The sequence below is a fragment of the Rhodothermales bacterium genome, from assembly GCA_040221055.1.
In the GTDB taxonomy this organism is placed as follows: Bacteria; Bacteroidota; Rhodothermia; order Rhodothermales; family UBA10348; genus 1-14-0-65-60-17.
The window spans coordinates 162,489-182,590 of the sequence record JAVJVN010000011.1; the positions used below are offsets into that span (position 1 = coordinate 162,489).

Sequence of the window (20,102 nt, forward strand, 5' to 3'; positions counted from 1 at the left end):
ACTCAGCCCATCCCTTCCAATATACGGGCTATCCGTCCGGCGGCATGGGACCACGTGAATCCGTCCACGACACGCTGCCGGCCCTGCCGGCCCATCCGGTTCGCGTATTCGGGGTCCGAGAGCAGTCGGATGAGCCCGTCGGCCAGCGCAACCGGGTCGTCCGGCGGGACCAGCACGCCGCTTTCTCCTTCGGCGATGGCGTCGGGTATGCCGCCGGTCAGCGCACCGATGACCGGCGTTTCGCAGGCGTTGGCCTCCAGGAAAACGATACCGAAGCCTTCCACATCGGGATCGGCCTGGCGCGCGGGGAGGGCAAATACCTGGGCTGCGGAATAACACGCACGAAGGCGATTCCACGGCAGCCGGCCGGCGAACACCACCTGCGCCTCGACGCCCTCCCCGCGCGCCAGGGCCTCCAGGGCGTTGGCATCCGGGCCATCACCGGCAACAACGTAGACCGCGTCCGGCACGGCTTCCAGCACCCGGGGCAAGGCCCGGATGACGGTATCCACGCCTTTCCGGCCTACCAGACGACACACGGACAGGATCATGGGGCGGTTTCCGATGCCCAGTTCGTCCCGCAGAGCCTGCTGATCGGCCTCCCGGGCCGGCGAAAACACCTCGGGATCTGTTCCGTTGTTGACCACATGAACGGAAGAGTCCGGGACGCCGTACGGTTCCAACAGGGAAGCAGAGTAGTGACTGACGGGCACGAACCGATCGGCACTGCGGACCGCCGATCTCCGAAGCCGATCATACAACAAGCGCCCACCGGGAAAGCCCAACGGCTCCAGCAACAATTCCCGGCCATGGACGGCCAGGGCGACCGGAACCCGGCGCGACGAACCGGCACCCGCCAGACGAAGCGCGAGTGCAGCGGGCCATGCCACGGCAAGGGCGACATCCGGAGGAGCGTGCGTCGGACTGGCCGTGGCCAAAAGGGACCGGAGCTGGCGGCGCGCACGCAGCGGGAACGCATCGTACGTCGCGGCCACCCGAACAACCCGGACTCCGGCATCACGGAACGACGCATCCACGCTCGCATCCCCGGAAAGCGCCGGACAGACGACGGTAACGGCGTGTCCCTCGCGCACGAGTCCCCGGGCGATTTCCGCCGACCACGTCTGCGTGCCACCCACGTCCGGGGGAAAATCCTGGGTGACCAGCAGAACGTGCATCAGGACGAGGTCAGCCGGCGGACAATGGCGCGTTGATCCAGGCGCACGGATCGCAGGAGCCAGTCAATACCGTCCGACCAGCGATACGCCAGCAGGATCAGGATCATGTTGTTGGCCGGGAAATTGATGCGCATGGTCACCAGTATACCCACATGCATGACAATCAGCACCGTCATGATGTAGGGGCGCCACCGGGGCGATATGAGCATGACGCCGAAGAGCTCCGCCAAGAGACCGAAGCCCAGGATGAGCGTCCCCAGCCATCGGTTGTCCAGGATGAGTTGCTGGGCCCAGTTCAGGTCATACTCGCCGGATTTGCCAAGCACATCCACGGCCCGTTCCTGGATCCACATCCAGAGGTGTGCGCCGTCAATCCAGAAGGGTCCGGACGCGATCAACTTGCTGAACGCCGCCGTAGTATACCCGAAGCCGAGGAAGAACAGGATGATCCCGAGGGCGAACCGGCGTGCCTCCTTTTCCTGACGGAACGCCACGAACGCCACGCCCAGTGCCAGGACGGTGAGCCCGACGACGTTCGAGCCATATGAGATCTCGCCCAGGCTGTACCGGGACACGTACTGCAGATGGAAGAGGGCAATGAGCAGCGCATAGCCGTAGCGGCTCATGCGTGCGTATCCGGCAATGGCCGCACCGGACATGAGAATGGCATTCGCAATGGACAACCCATTGTCGAACATGAAGGAGATGTCCACGACGCGGGCCAATCCAAGTGGCAGAACGACATCCTGGATGTTCGGAATGTAAAGCCCCCACTCCCAGCCGAACCACAGGGCCCAGCCCACCATGATGGCCTCGAACAGCCGGAAAAACAGGATTTCACCCGCGGTTTCACGGCGCTCCGGTTGGAACAGCGTATGCATGAGTCGCTCCATCATGGTGCCACCTCCGGATTCAGCAGGGTCGAATCGGGCGTCATCAGGATCCAGGGTTGCCAGGCCGTTTCAATGTGCCCGTCGTCACCGAGCGAGCCCGACACGCGGTACACGAGCAGCGAGCGGTCATGGATGGATTCCACGAACAAGGAACGCAATGCGCCCACACGACGATCGGTCCAGACCGCCGACTTGGAGACGAAATTGGCCACATCGTTCTGATTGATGCCTTGCGACTCCACACCGAAGGGCTCGCCCTCCAGGGCATTGAACGTGGTGGGCTCCCATGAAATCATGCGGAGGTCCTCGTCACTCACATCCCGGACCACGGAGCGGGTCCAGGTATTTCCGGCCTGGGAGAACATGGGGTAGATGGAAAACGGCCAGAATTCCCCTAAATTCGTGGCGACCAAGAGGGCATACACCACAAAGGTGCCCAAAAGCCATTTCCTGGCTCTTTCCAAATACGGCATAGTGTTGAATTGTCTGATTCCGGCGCCCATCCCAAGTCCAATCGCGAAACCGCCCATCGGTTGATGGACCGGTGGAGGGAATTCCGGAAAACACGCACGGGTCAGACCTTGGTCCGTTTCGTGCGGATTCTGTTACTGATCTCCATCCTCGGGCTGCTGGCGTGGCAACTTACGTCCATAGGTTGGGGGGAGATGCTGGCGCATCTGCCGATTCATCCACTCTTCTATATCCTGTTCCTGTTACTCTATTTCTCGCTTCCGGTTGCCGAGAGTGTCATTTACCGTGTGACGTGGCGGTTCGATGTCGTCCGCGCATTCCCGGCGTTCATCAAAAAGCGGGTGTACAATCGTGACGTCATCGGCTATGCCGGGGAGGTGTATTTCTTCGACTGGGCCCGGAAACAGATCGGGCTGTCGAAGCGGGAGATTGCCGAGACCATCCGGGACAACAACATTATTTCCTCGGTGTCCTCCACGCTGGTGTCCATCGTACTCCTGGCGGTCTTCCTCTCGGTGGGGGAGTTGTCCCTGGAGCGATTGCTGGGTAAACAGAGCCTGACATGGATCCTGGTCGGATTGGCGGGATTGATCGTTCTCATCCCGGTCTGGGTCAAGTTCCGCCGGTTCCTCTTCAGCATGAGGCTGAAGCCGGCGGCTACGATTTTCGGGATCCAGATCGGTCGCCTGCTGCTCGGGCAGGTCCTCCAGATCGGGATGTGGGCGGTGGTCATGCCCGACATCGGTCTGTCGGTATGGTTCACCTATGCGGCCGTGAGCATCATCCTGACACGGATCCCGTTCCTGCCCAACCAGATGCTGATATTCACGAGTATTGGTCTGGGCTTGTCCGGCTCCATGAGTGTACCCCAGGCGCCATTGGCCGGAATGCTGGTCGTGTCCGCCGGGTTGGACAAATTGCTGAATGCGGTCCTCTTCGGCTGGATCACGTTGACCAAAAGGGATTCACGCTAATTGCACGGATCCGGATGAACGTACCCGGGTTGACCCGGATGAAACAAAGGACAAAATAGTCTTTAATCCCAAACGAGCATCCAGCCATGATCGATCTCAGCGTCTCCCCGAAGCCTTTCGAATTGCGTACCGTTGGCGAGGTAGTCACCGAGGACTACCGGCGCGGCATTACGTTCAAGCAGTTCGGGATTGACTTCTGCTGTGGAGGAGGGAAGTCCATCGCCGAGGCCTGTGCCGCAAAGAAGGTGGACGTCGAGACGCTCCGGAAGGCCATTGAAAACGTATCGGAGACCGGCGCTCCCGGCGTTCCGGCTCGGGCGGCGACCTGGTCCGCATCGTTCCTGGCCGACTATATCGTGAACCAGCACCATGCCTACGTCCGGGAGCGGGTACCCGTACTGCGCAAGTTCACGGCGCGGGTGGCCGCCGTCCACGGTCACCACTACACCGAACTGCAGGAAATCCGGGACATCTTCAGCACGCTGGCGGATGAGCTGGAAGCCCACATGGCGGACGAGGAGGCCATTTTCCCGGAAATCGGCCGGGCCGATGTGAGCGGGCGGTTGGGCGAACTCGAGCAGGAACATACCGAGGCCGGGGAGGCCATGGCCCGCATCCGTGCGTTGTCCGGCGACTACACGCCTCCCGAAGGAGCGTGCAATACATTCCGTGCAGCGTACGCCGGGCTCAAGGAGTTCGAGGAGGATCTGCACGCCCACGTGCATCTGGAAAACAACATCCTGTTTCCGAAGCTGATGGGGTAGCCCGGGGCCGGGTGGATTATTGGCGATCGGCGTAGATTGCGGTGCAATATCGCACGCTCCCACTCCGGTTGAACCATGAAAGGCACCTCCCTCGCGCAGTATCGCATTGAAGACGAGCTCGGTCGGGGCGGGATGGGTATTGTGTACCGTGCCACGGATACGAAGCTGGACCGGACCGTCGCCCTGAAGGTCCTTCCGGCAGCGGCGCTGGCCAGTGACGAGGATAGAGCCCGGTTTTACCGGGAAGCGAAGGCGGCCGCCGCGTTGAATCATCCCCACATCGCGGCCATCTACCAGATAGACGAAGCCGTGCCCGTGGCCGCAGACGGTTCGGAGGTCAACGCCAGCGATGGGCCGCGCCCGTTCATCGCTATGGAGTTCATTCCGGGCGATACGCTCCAGGAGCGGATCCGGTCGGGTCCCCTGAAACTTGCCGATGCTATACGACTGGCTTCGGAAATGGCCGATGCGCTCACGGCAGCTCACGCCAAGGGCATTGTCCACCGGGATATCAAGAGCGCGAACATCATGCTCACGGCCGATGGAAAGGCCAAGGTGTTGGACTTCGGGCTTGCCCAGACATCGGCATCGACCAAGCTGACCCGGATGGGGTCCACGTTGGGGACCGTGGCCTACATGAGCCCGGAGCAGGCACGAGGCGAAGAGGTCGACGGCCGGAGCGACATGTATTCCCTGGGGACGGTCCTGTACGAGATGGTGACCGGCCGACTCCCGTTTGGCGGCGAGTACGAACAGGCGGTAGTGTACGGCATATTGAACGAGCATCCGGAGCCCCTGACGGCGCTTCGCACCGGCGTTCCCATGGAACTGGAGCGGATTACGCTGAAATTGCTGGCCAAGGATGCGGCGGACCGTTATCAGTCGGGCGCGGATTTGATGGTGGATCTGAAGCACGTGCACGTCGGATCGGGTCACGTTTCGACCGCGCACGCAAGCCTTCACTCGGCTTCCCGACCCGCACTTTCAGCTGCACCCATGTCGGGGAATCGGTCGTCAGCCGCATCCGGATGGCGCCCGGCGCTGGGCGGGTTGGTTTTCGGGATCGTGCTGGTCGCCGTCGTCGCGTGGCTGATGTGGCCGGCAGCCCCCGTTCGGCGGCCCGCCAATGTTTCCGTACCCCTGGGATCTGTCGGAAACCTGAGCTTTCCCGAGTTGTCGCCATCGGGTGAGTGGCTGGCGTTCAAGGGATCGTCCGGGGACAAGGTCGGCATATACTTGCGCAATATGGCGACGGGCACCCTGCGGTACGTCGAGGGATCTGCCGCATCCGGGGACCGCCAATTGACCTTCTCGCCTGACGGTGTCCACTTGGCCTTCACGGACGGCTTCAACAACGGAGTGATGGTGGTGGTCATTCCGGCAGGCCTGCCTCGACGGGTCACGGATTTCGGGCGCATTGCATTCTGGACATCTCCGACCGAGTTCGTGATGACCGACGACAAACCCGGCGGGGGAGACCTGTACCGGGGGTTCCTGGACGGCTCGCCACCGGTCCGCATTGAGGTGCCAGATCCCAAACTGCCGGATGGCTTCGGCAATGTGGCATACTCGGTGATCCCGGGAAGTTCGCGGGCCTTCGGTCACCAATTGCAGCGAGCCGAGGGAGGAGGATTTTCGGGATCGGCGAAAATTTTCACGATCGATCTGGACACCGGGGAGCTGGACATCATCGAGGAAAATGCCCTGAATCCCACGTTCGTAGCCGGGGGGTGGTTGCTCTATCAGATCGGTGGGGATGCCGGTGCATCGGTCGTTCGACCCGTCGACGTCCGAACGGGCCGGTTCACGGGTCAGCCACAGGACGTGTACCTGGATGGCCTCACGGTTGAATGGTCCATGTACACGGTATCGGCCAGCGGGGATTTGTTGTTCATTGAACATGAAAGCACCTCCGGTACGGCTGGCCGGCGGGTACTGTGGCTGGCCAACGTCGAATCGGGGAATATCACGCGGCTGTCTGACTTCCTGGATACCGTGGACGAGGGCGGCGCGTTCTATCCGGTGTTCTCTCCGGATGAGCAGTCCATCCTCTACGGGGTAGCCACGGGTGACCGGTCGGACGTCCATGCCACGACCGTCCATGGCGACCCGCCCATACAATACACCTTCAACGGCCTGTTCGGCTACGGGTCGTTCTCACCGGATGGCCAGACGTTGTACATGATGGGGTTCTCGGGCCAAGGGGAAGACTCCCTGATCACCATTCATCGCATGCCGACGGACCGTTCGACCCCCCCGCGTCCCCTGGAAGAGGATGCGGCCTTCCCGATCGCGACACCGGATGGCCGGGAATTGGTACTTGCAAGAGGTTTCTTGACATCGAATGCCCGACTGGATCGCTACGATCTGGCGGACGGAACGAATACGAACATTGAATCCGGACTGCCGGAAATCGGCTATCCAGATGTCTCGCCGGACGGTCGATTCGTGGCGTTCCAGTCACCGCTCCGGGCCATTTCAACCAGTGTATTCATTCGTTCCATGGACGGGATCCAATCGTTCCGTCTTCCGGGCACCACGAACCAGATGCCAAGGTGGTCGGCCGACGGCAAATGGCTTTTCTTGTTCCAGGACGGCATGATCGTTCGATATCCGGTTCGTACACAGCCGACGTTCAATGTGCTGGGAGCGGCTGAAGTCTTGTTGAGCACCGGGAACGCGGCAGGATTCGATGTGTCGCGGGACGGATCATCCATTGTCGTGGCGGCCCGTACCGTACGTTGGCGCAACATCGACAGCGCACCGGCCACCCTGGTCTGGCTGCAGAACTGGACATCGACACTCGAACGTCAATGACGTGAATCTCCTGCCCGGCAGGTCCGTAGGGACGTCGGAACCCGTCACCATACCGGTCTGTCCATGCGCCTCGTCCTTGCTGTTGTTTGCTCGATGATGTTGTCCACGCCGCTGTTCGCCCAGTCGACGCGCGACTCCGATGTGCGGATAGGGGCGCAGAACGAGATTACAGCCGTCTATACCGACACACCGCCTCGGATTGACGGGGTCCTTGACGATGCCGTTTGGGCTACGGCCCACGTGGTGGATTCCTTCGTACAGCTCGATCCGGACGAAGGTCAGCCGCCGGCGCATCCGTCGGCCATGCGGATTGCCTACGACGAGAACAACCTGTATTTCGGGCTGAGTTTCTATGATTCGGAGCCGGATCTCATCCGGGCCCGGAATCTGGAACGGGGTGGGCCGAACGGCAACGACGACATGTTCTGGCTGCTCATTGACACCTACGACGACAACCGTAACGCGTATCTGTTCGAGACCAATGTCCTGGGTACCCAGGACGATGCCATCATCACGGATGAGAGCATGTCGCACAGCGATTGGCAGTGGGACGGGATTTACGAGAGCGAGGGGCGGATTGCCGAGGACGGTTGGCATGTGGAGTTGGCCATCCCGTTCAAGACCATCCGGTTCGAGAATGCGGACGAACTCACCATGGGTGTGGCCCTCATGCGTTTCCTGAACCGGACCGGGGAGCGATCCATGTGGCCGTTCATACCCAGGCGCTATTCGGCCGGGATTTTCCAGGTCTCCCAATATGCGTCCCTGAAGGGGATACGCAACGTGGAGCGGGGCCGGAACGTGCTCATCAAGCCCTATATCATCGGGGGCGCGCAGGAAACGCGCGTGGATCCCGTGACGAACGCCTACGTGACCGATACGCAGCAGGACGCGGGCCTGGACGTCAAATGGGCCGTCAATCCGAACGTGACGCTGGACGTCACGCTGAACACGGATTTCGCCCAGGTCGAATCGGACAACGTGCAGCTGGACCTGACCCGGTTCAACCTGTTCTTCCCGGAGAAGCGGGAGTTCTTCCTTGAGCGGGCGGGACTGTTCCAGTTCGGGATTGCCCGGGATACCGAAACGTTCTTTTCGCGTCGGATAGGGATTTCGAACGATATCCTGGCAGGGGCCCGTGTGGTGGGGCAGTTCGACAACCTGTCCATTGGACTGATGAACATCCAGACGCGCTCGAATGACATCCTGGATGCGGCGAACAACTCCGTTGCCCGCATCCGTGCCGATGTTTTCGGGCGGACAACGGTCGGCGCCATCCTGACCAACCTGGACCAGGGCGACCGGAGCAATCGTGCATTCGGTGTGGATGCGCGCAAGCGGTTCATGGGCAACAGCGAGGTCTCCGCATGGTACACCGACGTCCGCGACACCGATCCGGCCCGGTCCGATGCGGCAGGTGCCATTGCCGCGACCCTTCGCCAGGCCGACTGGCGCGTCGGCGCTGCCTATACCAATATCGGTCGGCACTTCAGCCCGGCCCTCGGCTTCGTCCGCCGGCAGGACATGAAACGGTATTCCGTTTCGGCGGGATACGAGCCCCAGGTCAATGGCCGGTTCATCCGTTCCTATTCCGTGTCCTCGTCCGCCGATCTCGTGGACGGTCAGGACAACCGCAAACAATCGTCGGATGTGAACCTGAACGGCAGCGTCCGCCTGCGGGCCAACGACCGGGTGAACGTGGGATTCGGACGGAACTACGAACGCCTGGACGGGTCGTTCTTCATCCGGCCAAATGCAGAGATCACGGCCGGGGAGTACGTCTCCAATTCCGTCAGCGTTGGTTTCCGCACCGACAACAGCAAATTTCTCTCCGCCAATGGTTCGTACGGGTATTCGGACTTTTTCGGGGGGACCCGGGACCGGTACCAGTTCACCGTGGGCCTCCGAACGGGCAAGTACCTCAACATGGAGACGGGGATCTCGCACAGCGTATTCGAGCTGCCCATCCAGAACGGGTCATTCGATGCCACGACGTTCTCCATGAACATCAACGCGGCCTGGAGCCGGAAACTGTTCGCGAAGGCGCTCGTCCAGTACGACAATTTCTCCGGCAACCTGCAGGCCAACATCCGGATTGACTGGATCCATTCCCCGGGCGCCGACCTGTTCCTGGTATTCAACACCAACTACAACTTCCTGGACGCCGAGGATCAATTCGACGTTCGTGCAGCCACGTTGAATAACCGGGTTGGCGTAGCGAAACTCACGTACGTAATCCAGTTGTAACGTACGTTCCGGTGTCCACGATGTGAGAACACCGGAGTCAGCGGGTCATGAAAGCAGAACCAGGCACGTTGGAAACGCGGCAGGCCTGGCATTCGCTTGACCTGGCCGGGTTGCTCGCGCACCTCGGGGCGACGGACCGTGGCCTGAGCGGGGAAGAAGCCGCACGGCGCTTGGGGCAGTACGGCCCCAACCGTCTTCCGGAGCACGAACCGCCCGCGTGGTGGATGATCGGACTCCGGCAGTTCAAGAGCCCGCTCATCTACATCCTGCTGGTCGCCGCGGCGGTGTCCCTGGTCATTGATCATGCGGTCGATGCGGTGTTCATCGGGTTCGTCGTGACCATGAATGCCCTGATTGGCGGTTTCCAGGAGTGGAAGGCGGAGCAGAGCAGCCAGGCACTCCAGAAATTGCTCCACATCCAGACCTGGGTGGAACGGGACGGACACCGGATCCAGTTGGATGCAGAGGACCTGGTTCCGGGTGATATCGTGTCGTTGGAGTCCGGCAATCGGGTGCCGGCAGACATCCGCCTGTTGGAAGTGAATGGGGTGGAAGTGGACGAGTCCCTGTTGACGGGTGAGTCGGTAGCAGTGACGAAGAATCCCGTGTGGACCGGTGGCGCAGATACGCCCGTCGGCGACCGGGTCAATATGGTGTTCGCCGGTTCGACCGTGGTTCGGGGGCGCGCCCGCGGTGTGGTCGTTTCGACCGGCAGCCACACCGCCATCGGAGAAATCGCCACCGACGTGCTGCGGGTTGGTGGCGGGCGCGCGCCCCTGCTGGACCGTATGGAGCGCTTCACCCGGGTCATTGCCGTTGCCGTCCTGCTGGCCTCCGTGGTCGTAGCCGTCGGCGGGATCCTGCTCCGGGGCTACAGTCCCGAAGACATGTTCCTGTTCGCGGTCGCCCTGGCCGTTTCGGCCATTCCTGAGGGGCTTCCCGTGGCCATGACCGTGGCGTTGGCCATTGCCACGACCCGGATGGCGCGGCGCGGCGTCATCGTGCGCCAGTTGGCGGCCGTGGAGGGCCTGGGCAGCTGTACCCTGATTGCCAGCGACAAGACCGGTACCCTGACGTGCAATGAACTCACAGTACGCCGAGTGGTGCTGGCCGACGGCCGGACCTGGGACGTGTCCGGAGAGGGGTATGCCGGGGAGGGTGCCTTCGTGGCTGCAGACGGAACGGATAGGGACGACGGGCTCGACCCACTCCTTGAGGCCGTTACCTTGTGCAACGAGGCCGAATTGCGGCCGGAAAACGATGCGTGGACGTGGCGCGGCGATCCCACCGAGGTCGCTCTGCTGTCCGCCGCCTGGAAACACGGTGTACAACGGGAGGCCTTGCTCGAGGCGCATCCCCAGGTTGCCAGTATCCCGTTCGAGCCGGAAGCACAATATGCCGCCACGTTCCATGACGGGGCAGTTGCAGCGCAGGGCGTATCATCCGGAAACAGCGTCCACGTGTTCGTGAAAGGAGCCCCCGAGCGCGTAATGGGCATGTGCGACCTGACCGACGCAGAGCGGACCCACGCACGAGAGATCGCGGAATCGATGGCCACCGACGGCCTGCGGGTGCTGGCCGTGGCAAGCGGGACCGCGCCTCGTGACGGAATCCGGCCGCTCGAAGGAACGGGCGGCGTGGACGCCCCGAACCATCTCACGCTTCTTGGATTCACGGGGATGATCGACCCGCTCCGGGCCGGCGCTGCCGAGGCCGTGGCTGCCTGCCGGGCGTCGGGGATCGAAGTCTGTATGATTACTGGCGACCACCCGGTTACCGCTCTGGCCATTGCCCGGGAACTCGGACTCGCGGTCTCGGAAGATGAGGTGGTTTCCGGTCCGGACGTGACCGCGGCCAGTCCAGAAGAGCGGATGGACATGATGCGCCGCGCCCGGGTCTTTGCACGCATTGCTCCGCGGCAGAAACTCGAACTGGTGGAGGCGGCCCAGACGGCCGGGCATTATGTGGCCGTAACCGGCGACGGTGTGAACGATGCCCCCGCGCTGCGACAGGCCAACATCGGCGTCGCCATGGGGGCTTCGGGGACCGACGTGGCCCGGGATGCCGCCGAACTCGTGATCACGGATGACAATTTTGCGACGATCGTCGGTGGTATAGAAGAAGGTCGCGTGGCGTTCGACAACGTCAGGAAGGTAATCTACCTGGCCCTCTCCACAGGGCTCGCGGAGGTGCTCATGCTGGGGGCGGTAATCGTGGCCGGATGGCCCATGACCCCGGACGGATTGTTCATCCTTCCCCTGCTTCCGGTCCAGATCCTGTGGCTGAACCTGGTCACGAACGGCATCCAGGACGTTGCACTGGCGTTCGAGCCGGCGGAAGGCGACGTCCTGGCGCGCCGGCCACGGCCTCCCGGAGAGCGCATCTTCAACCGACTCATGGTGGAGCGGTCCGTGCTGGCCGCCCTGTTCATGTCGGTGGCGGGGCTGGTGGCCTTCTGGTGGATGCTGGACGTGGCGGAGTGGACGGTCGAGGCCAGCCGGAATGGTCTTCTGCTGCTGGTCGTCCTGTTCCAGAATCTCCACATCGGCAACGTCCGCTCCGAGACCCGGTCCATTTTCCGCCTTTCACCCCTGAAGAGTCCGGTTCTGATGTTCGGTGTCCTGCTGGCCTTCAGCATCCATATGCTCGCCATGCACGTTCCACTGTTGCAGCGGGCCCTCGGGACAGAGCCCGTGTCTTTGGAGCAGTTTGCGGCCCTGTTCGTCGTGGCCATGGGGATTATCTTGGTAATGGAACTCCACAAATTGATCTGGAGGTACAGGCATGCCACGAATTGAACAGCGCATTGGCGCCCTTTCCGCTATCGTCCTGATCCTCCTGCTGGCCGGAGCGCCGGTCTCCGCCCAGCCGGATGCCCGTACCATCCTGGAGCGCGCAGACGCCCTGACCCGTGGGGAGACCCAGCAGGGTACGTACACCATGACCATCGTCCGCCCGGACTGGGAGCGCTCCACCACGTTCGAGTTCTGGTCGAAAGGCACCGACCTGTCCTTCATCCGTGTCCTTGAACCGGCCCGAGACAAGGGCATTGCCTTCCTGAAACGGGATCGGGAAATGTGGAATTTCATTCCGCGCGTGAACCGGGTCATCAAGATTCCGCCGTCCATGATGCTGCAATCCTGGATGGGGTCGGACTTCACGAACGACGACCTGGTCAAGGAGTCCAGCGTGGTGGACGACTACGAGCATCGCCTGCTGGGTGAGGAAACCCTTGAGGACGGTGCGGCCTGGCGCTTGGAATTGGTGCCGAAGCCCACCACGGCCGTGGCTTGGGACCGGATTGAACAGTGGATCCGCAAGGAGGATTACGTTCCGCTGAAGGCCGTCTACTTCAACGAGCGTGGTGAGCAGATCCGGACCATGCTCTTCGAGGATATCCGCCCGGCAGGAGGGCGGACGGTGCCCCTCCGGATGGTGCTCATCGAGGAAACGCGTCCCGGCAGACGGACCATCCTGCAGGTCGACGACATCACGTACGACGTGCCGATCCCCGAGTCCGTCTTTTCCCAACAGAACCTGAGGCGAGGAAGTTGACGTGTACCTGAAACTGGCCTGGCGGAATGTGTGGCGGAATCGGCGACGGTCGCTGATAACCATGTCCGCCGTCATTTTCAGCGTGCTGCTCATTACCGTCATGCGTTCCCTGCAATACGGCTCGTACGATGCCATGGAATCGCAGGCGGTTCAGACGCTGACCGGGCATCTGCAAATCCAGGCACCGGGTTACCAGGAAGAACAGACCTTCGCGTACCTGCTGGATGATCCGGGTTGGCGCGAGGCGGTGGCCGGTGACGACTGGGTGGAGACCACGACGCGACGGCTGACCGGATTCGGTTTGGTCAGCGGCGATTCGGCGAGCGCGGGGGCCATGATCCTGGGCATCGAGCCCTCGAAGGAATTGCGCGTGTCGACCTTCATGAATCGGGTCGTGGCCGGTACCTTGCTGGAGGATGCGTCGACCAATGAAGCCGTCCTCGGCCATCTGCTGGCCCGGAATCTGGACGTGGCGACGGGCGATACCGTCGTGGTCATCACGCAGGGCTACCGGGGACAGATGGGGGCCGATGTATACCGTGTGCGCGGCCTCATCCGCACCGGGGCCGCGGAAATGGACCGCTCCATCATGGTTATCACGCTCTCCGACGCCCAATTCCTGTTCTCCACGGGGGAAGGGGTGACCCAGATCGTGGTCAGCGGAGCGGACTTCCGGGACGCACCGGCGAAGGCGGCCGAACTGCAGGCCCGTTTGCCAGCTGATCGGTTCGCCGTGCTGGATTGGAATACCCTCATGCCGGAATTGAGACAGATGATCTTCCTGGACAACATGGGAGGGATCATCTTTCTGTTCTTCATGCTCCTGCTGGTCGGATTCGAGCTGTTCAATACAACCACAATGAGTGTCATGGAGCGGATGCGGGAATTCGGCATCCTGCAGGCCATCGGGATGCAACCCGGCTCACTCGCCCGCGTGGTTCTGGTGGAACTGCTCCTGAAACTGGGCATGGCCGTCGCGCTGAGTGCCCTGCTGTCCGGGGCCCTGCTGTGGTACCTGCACGGCAATCCCATTCCCCTGACGGCGGAACTGGTGGAGATGTACGAAGAGTTCGGCTTCTCGGTGGAATCGCTGCTTTTTTCAACGCGTCCCGCCGTCTTCCTGGAGCCGTTCGTGTCCATCCTGGTCATTGCCCTGTTGACGACCATCTATCCCGTGGTCCGGGTGTTCCGGCTCGACATTACGGCCGCGCTGCGGAGGGAGACATGAAACTGGAAGCCCGCATAGCCTGGCGCAGCGTGTGGCGTCAGCCGGGACGCTCGTTCGTCCTGATGGGCGCCGTGGCCCTGGCGGTGTTCACGTTTGTCGGATCCACGGCCTTCACGGATGGTTTCGGTCAGGAAATGATCCGTTCTGCGGTTGATCTGCAGGGGGGACACATCCGGATGAGCGCGGCCGACTACGAAGAAAACCCGACGTTGCAGGCGGTGGTCCCGGACTCGGTCCTGGACGAGGTGGTCTTGACCGAGTCTGGTACACGCTTCGCATCCCAGATCATTTCCATGGGAATGGTGAATGCGCCCGAACAGTCGGCGGCCGTGCAGATCAACGGGGTTGACGTCGTGCGGGAATCCCGGGTGACCACTATTCCGGAATTGGTCTTCGAAGGGTCCTGGCTCTCCGATTCAACGGATATCGTGATCGGCGCCGAGTTGGCCGACCGGTTGGGTGTGCGACTCGGGGAGAAGGTGGTCCTCATGGCGAACAACACCTCGAACGAGGTGGGCGCGGCTGCGTACCGCATATCCGGACTGTACCGGAGCAGCATGCGGCCGTTCGATCGCATGCAGGTGTTCGTGACCCTTCCGGCCGCGCGTCACCTGCTGGGGTTGTCGGCGGGTGTATCGACCGTCACCATCGTCCTGGAGGACCTGGGAGCGGTCAACGAGCGGGCGGAGGAACTCCGGGCGGCCTGGCCGGACCTGGATGTCCTGACGTGGCAGGACCGCAATCCCATGCTGGAGATGGCCGAAGCCGCCTACAATTGGTCGGCCTGGCTTATGGCCGTCATCCTGTTCACCGCCGTTGGATTCATCCTCGTGAATGCCTTCCTGATGGTGATTTTCGAGCGCGTAAAAGAATTCGGCGTCATGTTGGCTACCGGCACCCGCCCGGCCGTCATCCGTCGCATGCTGGTCATGGAAGCTTTGTTCATTTCCTTGCTGGGTATGGCCGGTGGCGTCGTGCTGTCGGTCGTGGGCCTGGGCTACTGGTTCGTCAACGGGTTGGACCTCGGAGCGTTCAGTTCCGGGCTCACCGCTTACGGCATAAGCCCGGTTATCCATCCGGTCCTGGATCCGTTCCACCTGGTGCCCGGATTCGTCATCATCTTTGTCATGGTTCTGCTGTCGGTTCAGTATCCGGCCTGGCGGGCCAGCCGATTCCATGCCGTGGAGGCGCTTCATCATGACTGATCACATCATCGGACGGGACCTGGACAAGGTCTATGAAGACAAGGACAGCATGCCGGTGCATGCCCTTCGCGGCGTGGACATCGACATCGCACCGGGTGAGTTCACGGCGCTGGCCGGTCCCTCCGGATCGGGAAAAACCACGCTGCTCAACATCCTGAGTGGCCTGGACAAGCCAACGCGGGGAACGGTCCATATCGGCGACAAGGAAATTACGGCCATGTCCCGGCATGATCTGGCCAATTTCCGGTTGCACAACCTGGGCTTCGTGTTCCAGTCCTATAACCTGCTGCCGGTGCTGACCGCCGAGGAAAATGCAGAATTCACCCTGCTCATGAGAGGCGTTCCCGACGTGGAGCGCCGGAGATTGGTCCATGAGCAGCTTGCTGCGCTCGGCATTGAACCCGACATGATGCGGCGACGCCCCTCCGAACTCAGCGGTGGGCAGCAACAACGCATTGCCGTCGCACGGGCGCTCGTCGGCCAGCCCAAGATTGTGCTGGCCGACGAGCCCACGGCCAACCTGGATTCGGAAACGGGGGCCCGCCTGCTGGACCTCATGAAGCAGATGAATGAGCAGACGGGGATCACCTTCCTCTTTTCCACCCATGACCCCATGGTCATTGAGCGCGCTCGCAGACTCATCCTGCTGAAGGACGGTCAGATTGCGCGTGATGAACACCGGGATTGACATGCGCTGCCGGCTATGTCCATTCCTTCTGGCCGTGCTACTGGTGCTCGCCGCGGCCGCTTATCCCCCAGAATTGAATGCGCAAGGTCTTCCTGGTGAGTTGACGGCCACGGGATCCGTGAAGGAGTGGGTACTGGCTTCGCGGTCGGTCATCACCGACGACCCCTGGCACCTCTCCCTGACGCGGGCCCGCGTGCAACTGGCGACCGCGCCCGCCACATGGCAGGCCGAGGCCTGGTTCGATGCCGAGTTCCGGGCGGGCTCCTTCCTGGAGACCCCCGATGCCGCGTTTGCCGATCAACTGGCCGCCGCCACTCGCGTCCAACCGCTCGTCGACTTGACCACGTCGCGCCGATTCTCGGACCAGGCCGAAGGGCGGCTTTCCGTGTTCCGCGCGACCCTGACGCGGGAAGGGGAGCGTGCGCGTGTATCCGTAGGGCGGCAACGCATTGCATGGGGCAGCGGCATGGTCTGGAATCCCACCGACTTGTTCAATCCCCAGCCACCGACGGCCATCGAGCGGGACGAGCGGGCTGCGGTGGATGCGGTGCGCGTAGCGGTGCCCCTGGGCGTGGTAACCGGGCTGGACGTGGTGCTGGCCCCGGTGCGGGACCTGGAGCGGGGCCGATACGCCGCGCGCTACCGGGGACACATCGGTGAATATGATGTGGCGGTGTCGGGCGGCGTCTTCGACCGGCGATGGGTCGGCGGCGTGGATGTGGCCGGATACGTCCGGAACGCGGGCGTGCGTGCCGAGGCCGCAGTCGACGACGCCGCCCGACTACGGGCCACCTTGAATGCGGACTACACCTTCCGCAACGGGGTTTACATCATCGTTGAGGGCCATTACAACGGTGGAGGGGATGCCGCATACATGCAGGACCGGTACTACACGGCGGTCATTGCCAGCAAAAGTGTCCACCCGTTGGTGTCCGTCTCGATGTATGCCATCCAGAACCTGGAGGACGGAAGTGGGCTCATTGGGCCATCCGTTGCCGCCAGCGTGCGTGACAACCTGGACCTGACTCTCAGCACATATGTGCTGCACGGCGGGGGACAGACCGAATTCGGGGCCGGCCACGGCGTCTGGTTCGGCGGCCTGCAATTCTGGTGGTAATCAGGCCTGTGTCCGGAGGCTCTCCACCGGGTTCATGTTGGCGGCCCGCAGCGCCTGCCACGCCACGGTCGAGATGGCAACCAATACCGCCAGGAGACCACTCAGCCCGAACGTCCACCACGTCAGTTCGGTGCGGTAGGCGAATCCGGAAAGCCAGTCATCGAACAGCATCCAGGCCAACGGGGTCGCCAGGAGAAACGCGATCGTGACCAGCAACACGAACTCCCGGGAAAGGAGCGCCGCCAGACCGGCCGGGTCGGCACCCAGTACCTTCCGGATACCGATTTCCCGGGTGCGCTGGACCACCGTGAACGCCGCGAGTCCCAACAGGCCCAGGCACGCAATGAAGATGGCGAGCCCGGAGAAGATGGAGAACAGGTTGGCCATCCGCTCTTCCGTCCGGTATTGGGCGTTCAGTCGCTCATCCTGGAATACGAAATCCAGGGGACGCTCCGGGATAATTCGACCCCAGACGTCACGAAGGTGGTCAATGGCATTCGGTACCGAACCGGCCGCTGTCCTCACCAGGATGTGCCCCATGTACCCACCGGCATGCATGATGACCGGCTCGATGGGTTCATGGAGGGGGGCAAAATGAAAGTCCTCTGCCACGCCGACGACTGTCGCGCTGGCTTGCCTGGAAGGCGTGTACACTTCCTGACCCACGGCCTCGTCGGGCGTCCACCCGAACAAGGCTGCGGCTTGTTCATTCAGCACGACCGCCCGGGGGGTGGTGCCTTCGCGTTGCGTTTCTTCGGCGGTCGGTCCACGCCCGGCCAGCAGGCGGATCCCCATCAGTTCCACCCATGATTCATCAATCTGAAGCACCCCGATGAGGTGCCGTTCGTCCGGCCTTGGATCCGGTCCGGCGTTGAACGTCCAGACACCCGCGCCACCCGACGGGGGGGACGACACCGCGGCGACCGATACGATGGAATTCGAGGAACGCATGGCCTCCTGAAGGACATCCAGGCGATCCCGTGCGGTATTGTCGATCGGAATGACCACCAGCTGTTGCTCGTCATAGCCCAACTCCTTGTCCCGCATGAAATCCAATTGCCGATGGATGGTAATGGTCCCTGCAATCAAGACGACGGTCACCGCGAATTGGACCACGACCAAGCCGCGACGCAGCAGCACACCTCCTTTGCTGTTGGCATGGGTCCCTTTCAGCACTCGGGCAGGCAGCAGATTGGATAGACCGAACGCCGGCCACGCACCAGCCAGCAGACTGACGCCCAGCCACGCCGACAGCAGATACACAGGCCGGATCAACGCGGCCACGGTCTGCGCCTGACCGGTGAAGGCATTGTACGCGGGCAAGGCGAGCAGCACCAAGCCGAATGCCAGCAGCATGCCGACGGCCGTCAGCATGAGGGCCTCGCCGACGAACTGGCTGAATATCTGTCGCCCTTCCGCTCCAAGGACTTTCCGCATGCCCACTTCCCGTGCCCGGTTCACGCTCCGGGCCGTTGCCAGATTCATGTAGTTGATGCATGCGATCAACAGAATGAGGATGGCAATGGCACTGAACATCCGGACATGGCGGATGTCTCCCTGCGGAGACCAATCGGCCGATACGTTGCTGTGCAGGTAAACGTCCGTAATCGGGGTCACGTGCAGCAATGGTTTGGACGGATTGTCTCCGAAGCGCTCGGTCAGCAGACGGTCAAGGCCGGATTGGAGTTGTGAGAAGGTTGCACCGGGTGCAAGCAGGGCGTACGTGTGGTACTGCGAGCTGTCAAACGACACGTCCCGGGAAGCCGCGAGGGTCGAAAACGATGCGGCCATGGTGAACTGGATATGCGATGCAGACGGGACATCCCGCATGACACCCGTAACCGAGAACACGTTTTCACTATTCAGGATGAGCGTATTGCCTACCACGTCGGTCGTGCCGAAGTACTTTCGCGCGCTGGATTCGGTAAGCACCAGGGAATTCGGTTCAACCAGCGCCGACGTCGGATCCCCGGACACCAGCGGGAACGAAAACACATTGAACAGACCCGAGTCGGCGTAGACCATACCCGATTCCTTCAGGGCCTCGGCCTCCGGATGGTCGGTTTGCCAGAAGGCCTCCCGGATCCTGTAAAAACGTACGGCGTCCTCCACTTCGGACAATTCTGCCTTGGCCACCGGACCCGGGGCCGTGGTGGTCATGGCCACCTCCATCTGCGTATCGCCGAATATCCAGGTCATGTGGATGCGGGCGATCCGGTCGGCTTTATCGTGGAAACGGTCAAACGACTGCTCGTGACTGACGAACAAAACGGTCAGAATGGCAACCGCCATTCCGACGGCCAATCCCGCGACATTGATGATGGAAAAACCGGGATACCGCCGGGCGTGACGGAACGATACGGACACGTAATTCTTGAGCATGATGGGTCCTGATGGCACGTGGACGGAATCTCGGATGGTATAGGGGCGGACAAAGCGCAGGCAGTCGTACCAGAGCCCCATGGTCGCGATCAGACGGCCGTGTCGACGGAGCCGGTCGGCGTGGATTTCGAGGACATCGCCCTCAATGTCTTCCAGGACCTCCGGTCGGCAGAGCATCCGCAAGAGACGAATCATGACCATATCATCTCCGGAATCTGGTTCCAGGCGGTTTCGCGGAACGCACGCGCATCCATCAAGGCCTGCTTCCCACTGCCGGTGAGCGTGAAGAGACGCTTGCGACGACCACCGCGCTCGGCGGTGGGCTCGCCCATGGCGGACCGGAGGAAGCCTTTCTTTTCGAGCCGATTCAGGCTGGAATGGACGGCGCTTATGTGTACCGTCCGGCCGGTCCGGGACGTGAGCTCGTCCCGGATGGCCACGCCGTAGGCTTCGCCGTGCAGGACGGCCACCATGAGCAGGACCTGCTCTTCAAAGGATCCCAACGAAAAATCGGACACAAGCGGCACCGGATTCACTGATGAAAGGCCAGCCTACGACCGGGATCGCGTTGGGTTACACAAAA

General features: G+C 62.1%; 15 protein-coding genes. 10 read left to right on the plus strand and 5 right to left on the minus strand.

What is annotated here, in order from left to right; genetic code table 11:
* Positions 1-2: 2 nt before the first annotated feature.
* Genes RIE53_05390 through RIE53_05400 form a run of 3 tightly spaced genes read right to left on the minus strand, consistent with a single transcriptional unit; the run spans position 3 to position 2,436 of the window.
* Entirely contained in the window at positions 3-1,178 is a 1,176-nt protein-coding gene (locus RIE53_05390; protein ID MEQ9104111.1) for a glycosyltransferase family 4 protein, read from the minus strand.
* Positions 1,178-2,074: a hypothetical protein gene (locus RIE53_05395; protein ID MEQ9104112.1), complete on the minus strand. Its 897-nt coding sequence runs from the start codon at positions 2,072-2,074 to the stop codon at positions 1,178-1,180. The genes RIE53_05390 and RIE53_05395 overlap by 1 nt, the downstream gene beginning before the upstream one ends.
* Positions 2,071-2,436, minus strand: coding sequence for a hypothetical protein (locus tag RIE53_05400; protein ID MEQ9104113.1), 366 nt, complete (start codon positions 2,434-2,436; stop codon positions 2,071-2,073). Before RIE53_05400 ends, RIE53_05395 begins: the two co-directional genes overlap by 4 nt.
* Before the next feature lie 228 nt (positions 2,437-2,664).
* On the opposite strand from RIE53_05400, the gene RIE53_05405 reads away from it, so the two are divergent.
* The 10 genes from RIE53_05405 to RIE53_05450 all read left to right on the plus strand — a co-directional run bounded on the left by RIE53_05405 (position 2,665) and on the right by RIE53_05450 (position 17,137).
* Positions 2,665-3,516, plus strand: a complete 852-nt coding sequence (locus RIE53_05405) for a hypothetical protein (GenBank protein MEQ9104114.1) — start codon at positions 2,665-2,667, stop codon at positions 3,514-3,516.
* An 86-nt stretch (positions 3,517-3,602) separates the two neighbouring features.
* Positions 3,603-4,280 (plus strand): iron-sulfur cluster repair di-iron protein, encoded by a 678-nt coding sequence (gene ric, locus RIE53_05410; GenBank protein ID MEQ9104115.1) that lies wholly within the window; start codon positions 3,603-3,605, stop codon positions 4,278-4,280.
* Between the two features lie 75 nt (positions 4,281-4,355).
* Positions 4,356-7,097 carry a protein kinase gene (locus RIE53_05415; GenBank protein ID MEQ9104116.1) on the plus strand — a complete coding sequence of 914 codons (2,742 nt, stop codon included), beginning with the start codon at positions 4,356-4,358 and terminating at the stop codon, positions 7,095-7,097.
* Positions 7,098-7,160: 63 nt separating this feature from the next.
* Complete coding sequence (locus RIE53_05420) at positions 7,161-9,344, plus strand: DUF5916 domain-containing protein (GenBank protein MEQ9104117.1); 2,184 nt, start codon at positions 7,161-7,163, stop codon at positions 9,342-9,344.
* Positions 9,345-9,391: 47 nt separating this feature from the next.
* Positions 9,392-12,142 (plus strand): HAD-IC family P-type ATPase, encoded by a 2,751-nt coding sequence (locus tag RIE53_05425; GenBank protein MEQ9104118.1) that lies wholly within the window; start codon positions 9,392-9,394, stop codon positions 12,140-12,142.
* Positions 12,129-12,899, plus strand: a complete 771-nt coding sequence (locus RIE53_05430; protein ID MEQ9104119.1) for an outer membrane lipoprotein-sorting protein — start codon at positions 12,129-12,131, stop codon at positions 12,897-12,899. Before RIE53_05425 ends, RIE53_05430 begins: the two co-directional genes overlap by 14 nt.
* Before the next feature lie 61 nt (positions 12,900-12,960).
* Entirely contained in the window at positions 12,961-14,127 is a 1,167-nt protein-coding gene (locus RIE53_05435; protein MEQ9104120.1) for an FtsX-like permease family protein, read from the plus strand.
* Positions 14,124-15,332, plus strand: coding sequence for an FtsX-like permease family protein (locus RIE53_05440; GenBank protein MEQ9104121.1), 1,209 nt, complete (start codon positions 14,124-14,126; stop codon positions 15,330-15,332). Before RIE53_05435 ends, RIE53_05440 begins: the two co-directional genes overlap by 4 nt.
* Positions 15,325-16,020 (plus strand): ABC transporter ATP-binding protein, encoded by a 696-nt coding sequence (locus tag RIE53_05445; protein MEQ9104122.1) that lies wholly within the window; start codon positions 15,325-15,327, stop codon positions 16,018-16,020. The genes RIE53_05440 and RIE53_05445 overlap by 8 nt, the downstream gene beginning before the upstream one ends.
* A 1-nt stretch (position 16,021) precedes the next feature.
* Positions 16,022-17,137 carry a hypothetical protein gene (locus tag RIE53_05450; protein ID MEQ9104123.1) on the plus strand — a complete coding sequence of 372 codons (1,116 nt, stop codon included), beginning with the start codon at positions 16,022-16,024 and terminating at the stop codon, positions 17,135-17,137.
* On the opposite strand, the gene RIE53_05455 is transcribed toward RIE53_05450, so the two are convergent.
* Positions 17,138-19,714 carry an ABC transporter permease gene (locus tag RIE53_05455; protein MEQ9104124.1) on the minus strand — a complete coding sequence of 859 codons (2,577 nt, stop codon included), beginning with the start codon at positions 19,712-19,714 and terminating at the stop codon, positions 17,138-17,140.
* A complete protein-coding gene (locus tag RIE53_05460) occupies positions 19,711-20,037 on the minus strand; it encodes a PadR family transcriptional regulator (GenBank protein ID MEQ9104125.1) in 327 nt (108 codons plus the stop codon). The genes RIE53_05455 and RIE53_05460 overlap by 4 nt, the downstream gene beginning before the upstream one ends.
* Positions 20,038-20,102 lie beyond the last annotated feature (65 nt).

Excerpts from the sequence above, each read along its gene's own strand:
- ric (MEQ9104115.1), top strand. The coding sequence starts at position 3,603 with ATGATCGATCTCAGCGTCTCCCCGAAGCCTTTCGAATTGCGTACCGTT.
- RIE53_05430 (MEQ9104119.1), top strand. The coding sequence starts at position 12,129 with ATGCCACGAATTGAACAGCGCATTGGCGCCCTTTCCGCTATCGTCCTG.
- RIE53_05420 (MEQ9104117.1), top strand. The coding sequence starts at position 7,161 with ATGCGCCTCGTCCTTGCTGTTGTTTGCTCGATGATGTTGTCCACGCCG.
- RIE53_05400 (MEQ9104113.1), bottom strand. The coding sequence starts at position 2,436 with ATGTTCTCCCAGGCCGGAAATACCTGGACCCGCTCCGTGGTCCGGGAT.
- RIE53_05425 (MEQ9104118.1), top strand. The coding sequence starts at position 9,392 with ATGAAAGCAGAACCAGGCACGTTGGAAACGCGGCAGGCCTGGCATTCG.
- RIE53_05435 (MEQ9104120.1), top strand. The coding sequence starts at position 12,961 with ATGTCCGCCGTCATTTTCAGCGTGCTGCTCATTACCGTCATGCGTTCC.
- RIE53_05440 (MEQ9104121.1), top strand. The coding sequence starts at position 14,124 with ATGAAACTGGAAGCCCGCATAGCCTGGCGCAGCGTGTGGCGTCAGCCG.
- RIE53_05390 (MEQ9104111.1), bottom strand. The coding sequence starts at position 1,178 with ATGCACGTTCTGCTGGTCACCCAGGATTTTCCCCCGGACGTGGGTGGC.
- RIE53_05415 (MEQ9104116.1), top strand. The coding sequence starts at position 4,356 with ATGAAAGGCACCTCCCTCGCGCAGTATCGCATTGAAGACGAGCTCGGT.
- RIE53_05445 (MEQ9104122.1), top strand. The coding sequence starts at position 15,325 with ATGACTGATCACATCATCGGACGGGACCTGGACAAGGTCTATGAAGAC.
- RIE53_05395 (MEQ9104112.1), bottom strand. The coding sequence starts at position 2,074 with ATGATGGAGCGACTCATGCATACGCTGTTCCAACCGGAGCGCCGTGAA.
- RIE53_05450 (MEQ9104123.1), top strand. The coding sequence starts at position 16,022 with ATGCGCTGCCGGCTATGTCCATTCCTTCTGGCCGTGCTACTGGTGCTC.
- RIE53_05455 (MEQ9104124.1), bottom strand. The coding sequence starts at position 19,714 with ATGATTCGTCTCTTGCGGATGCTCTGCCGACCGGAGGTCCTGGAAGAC.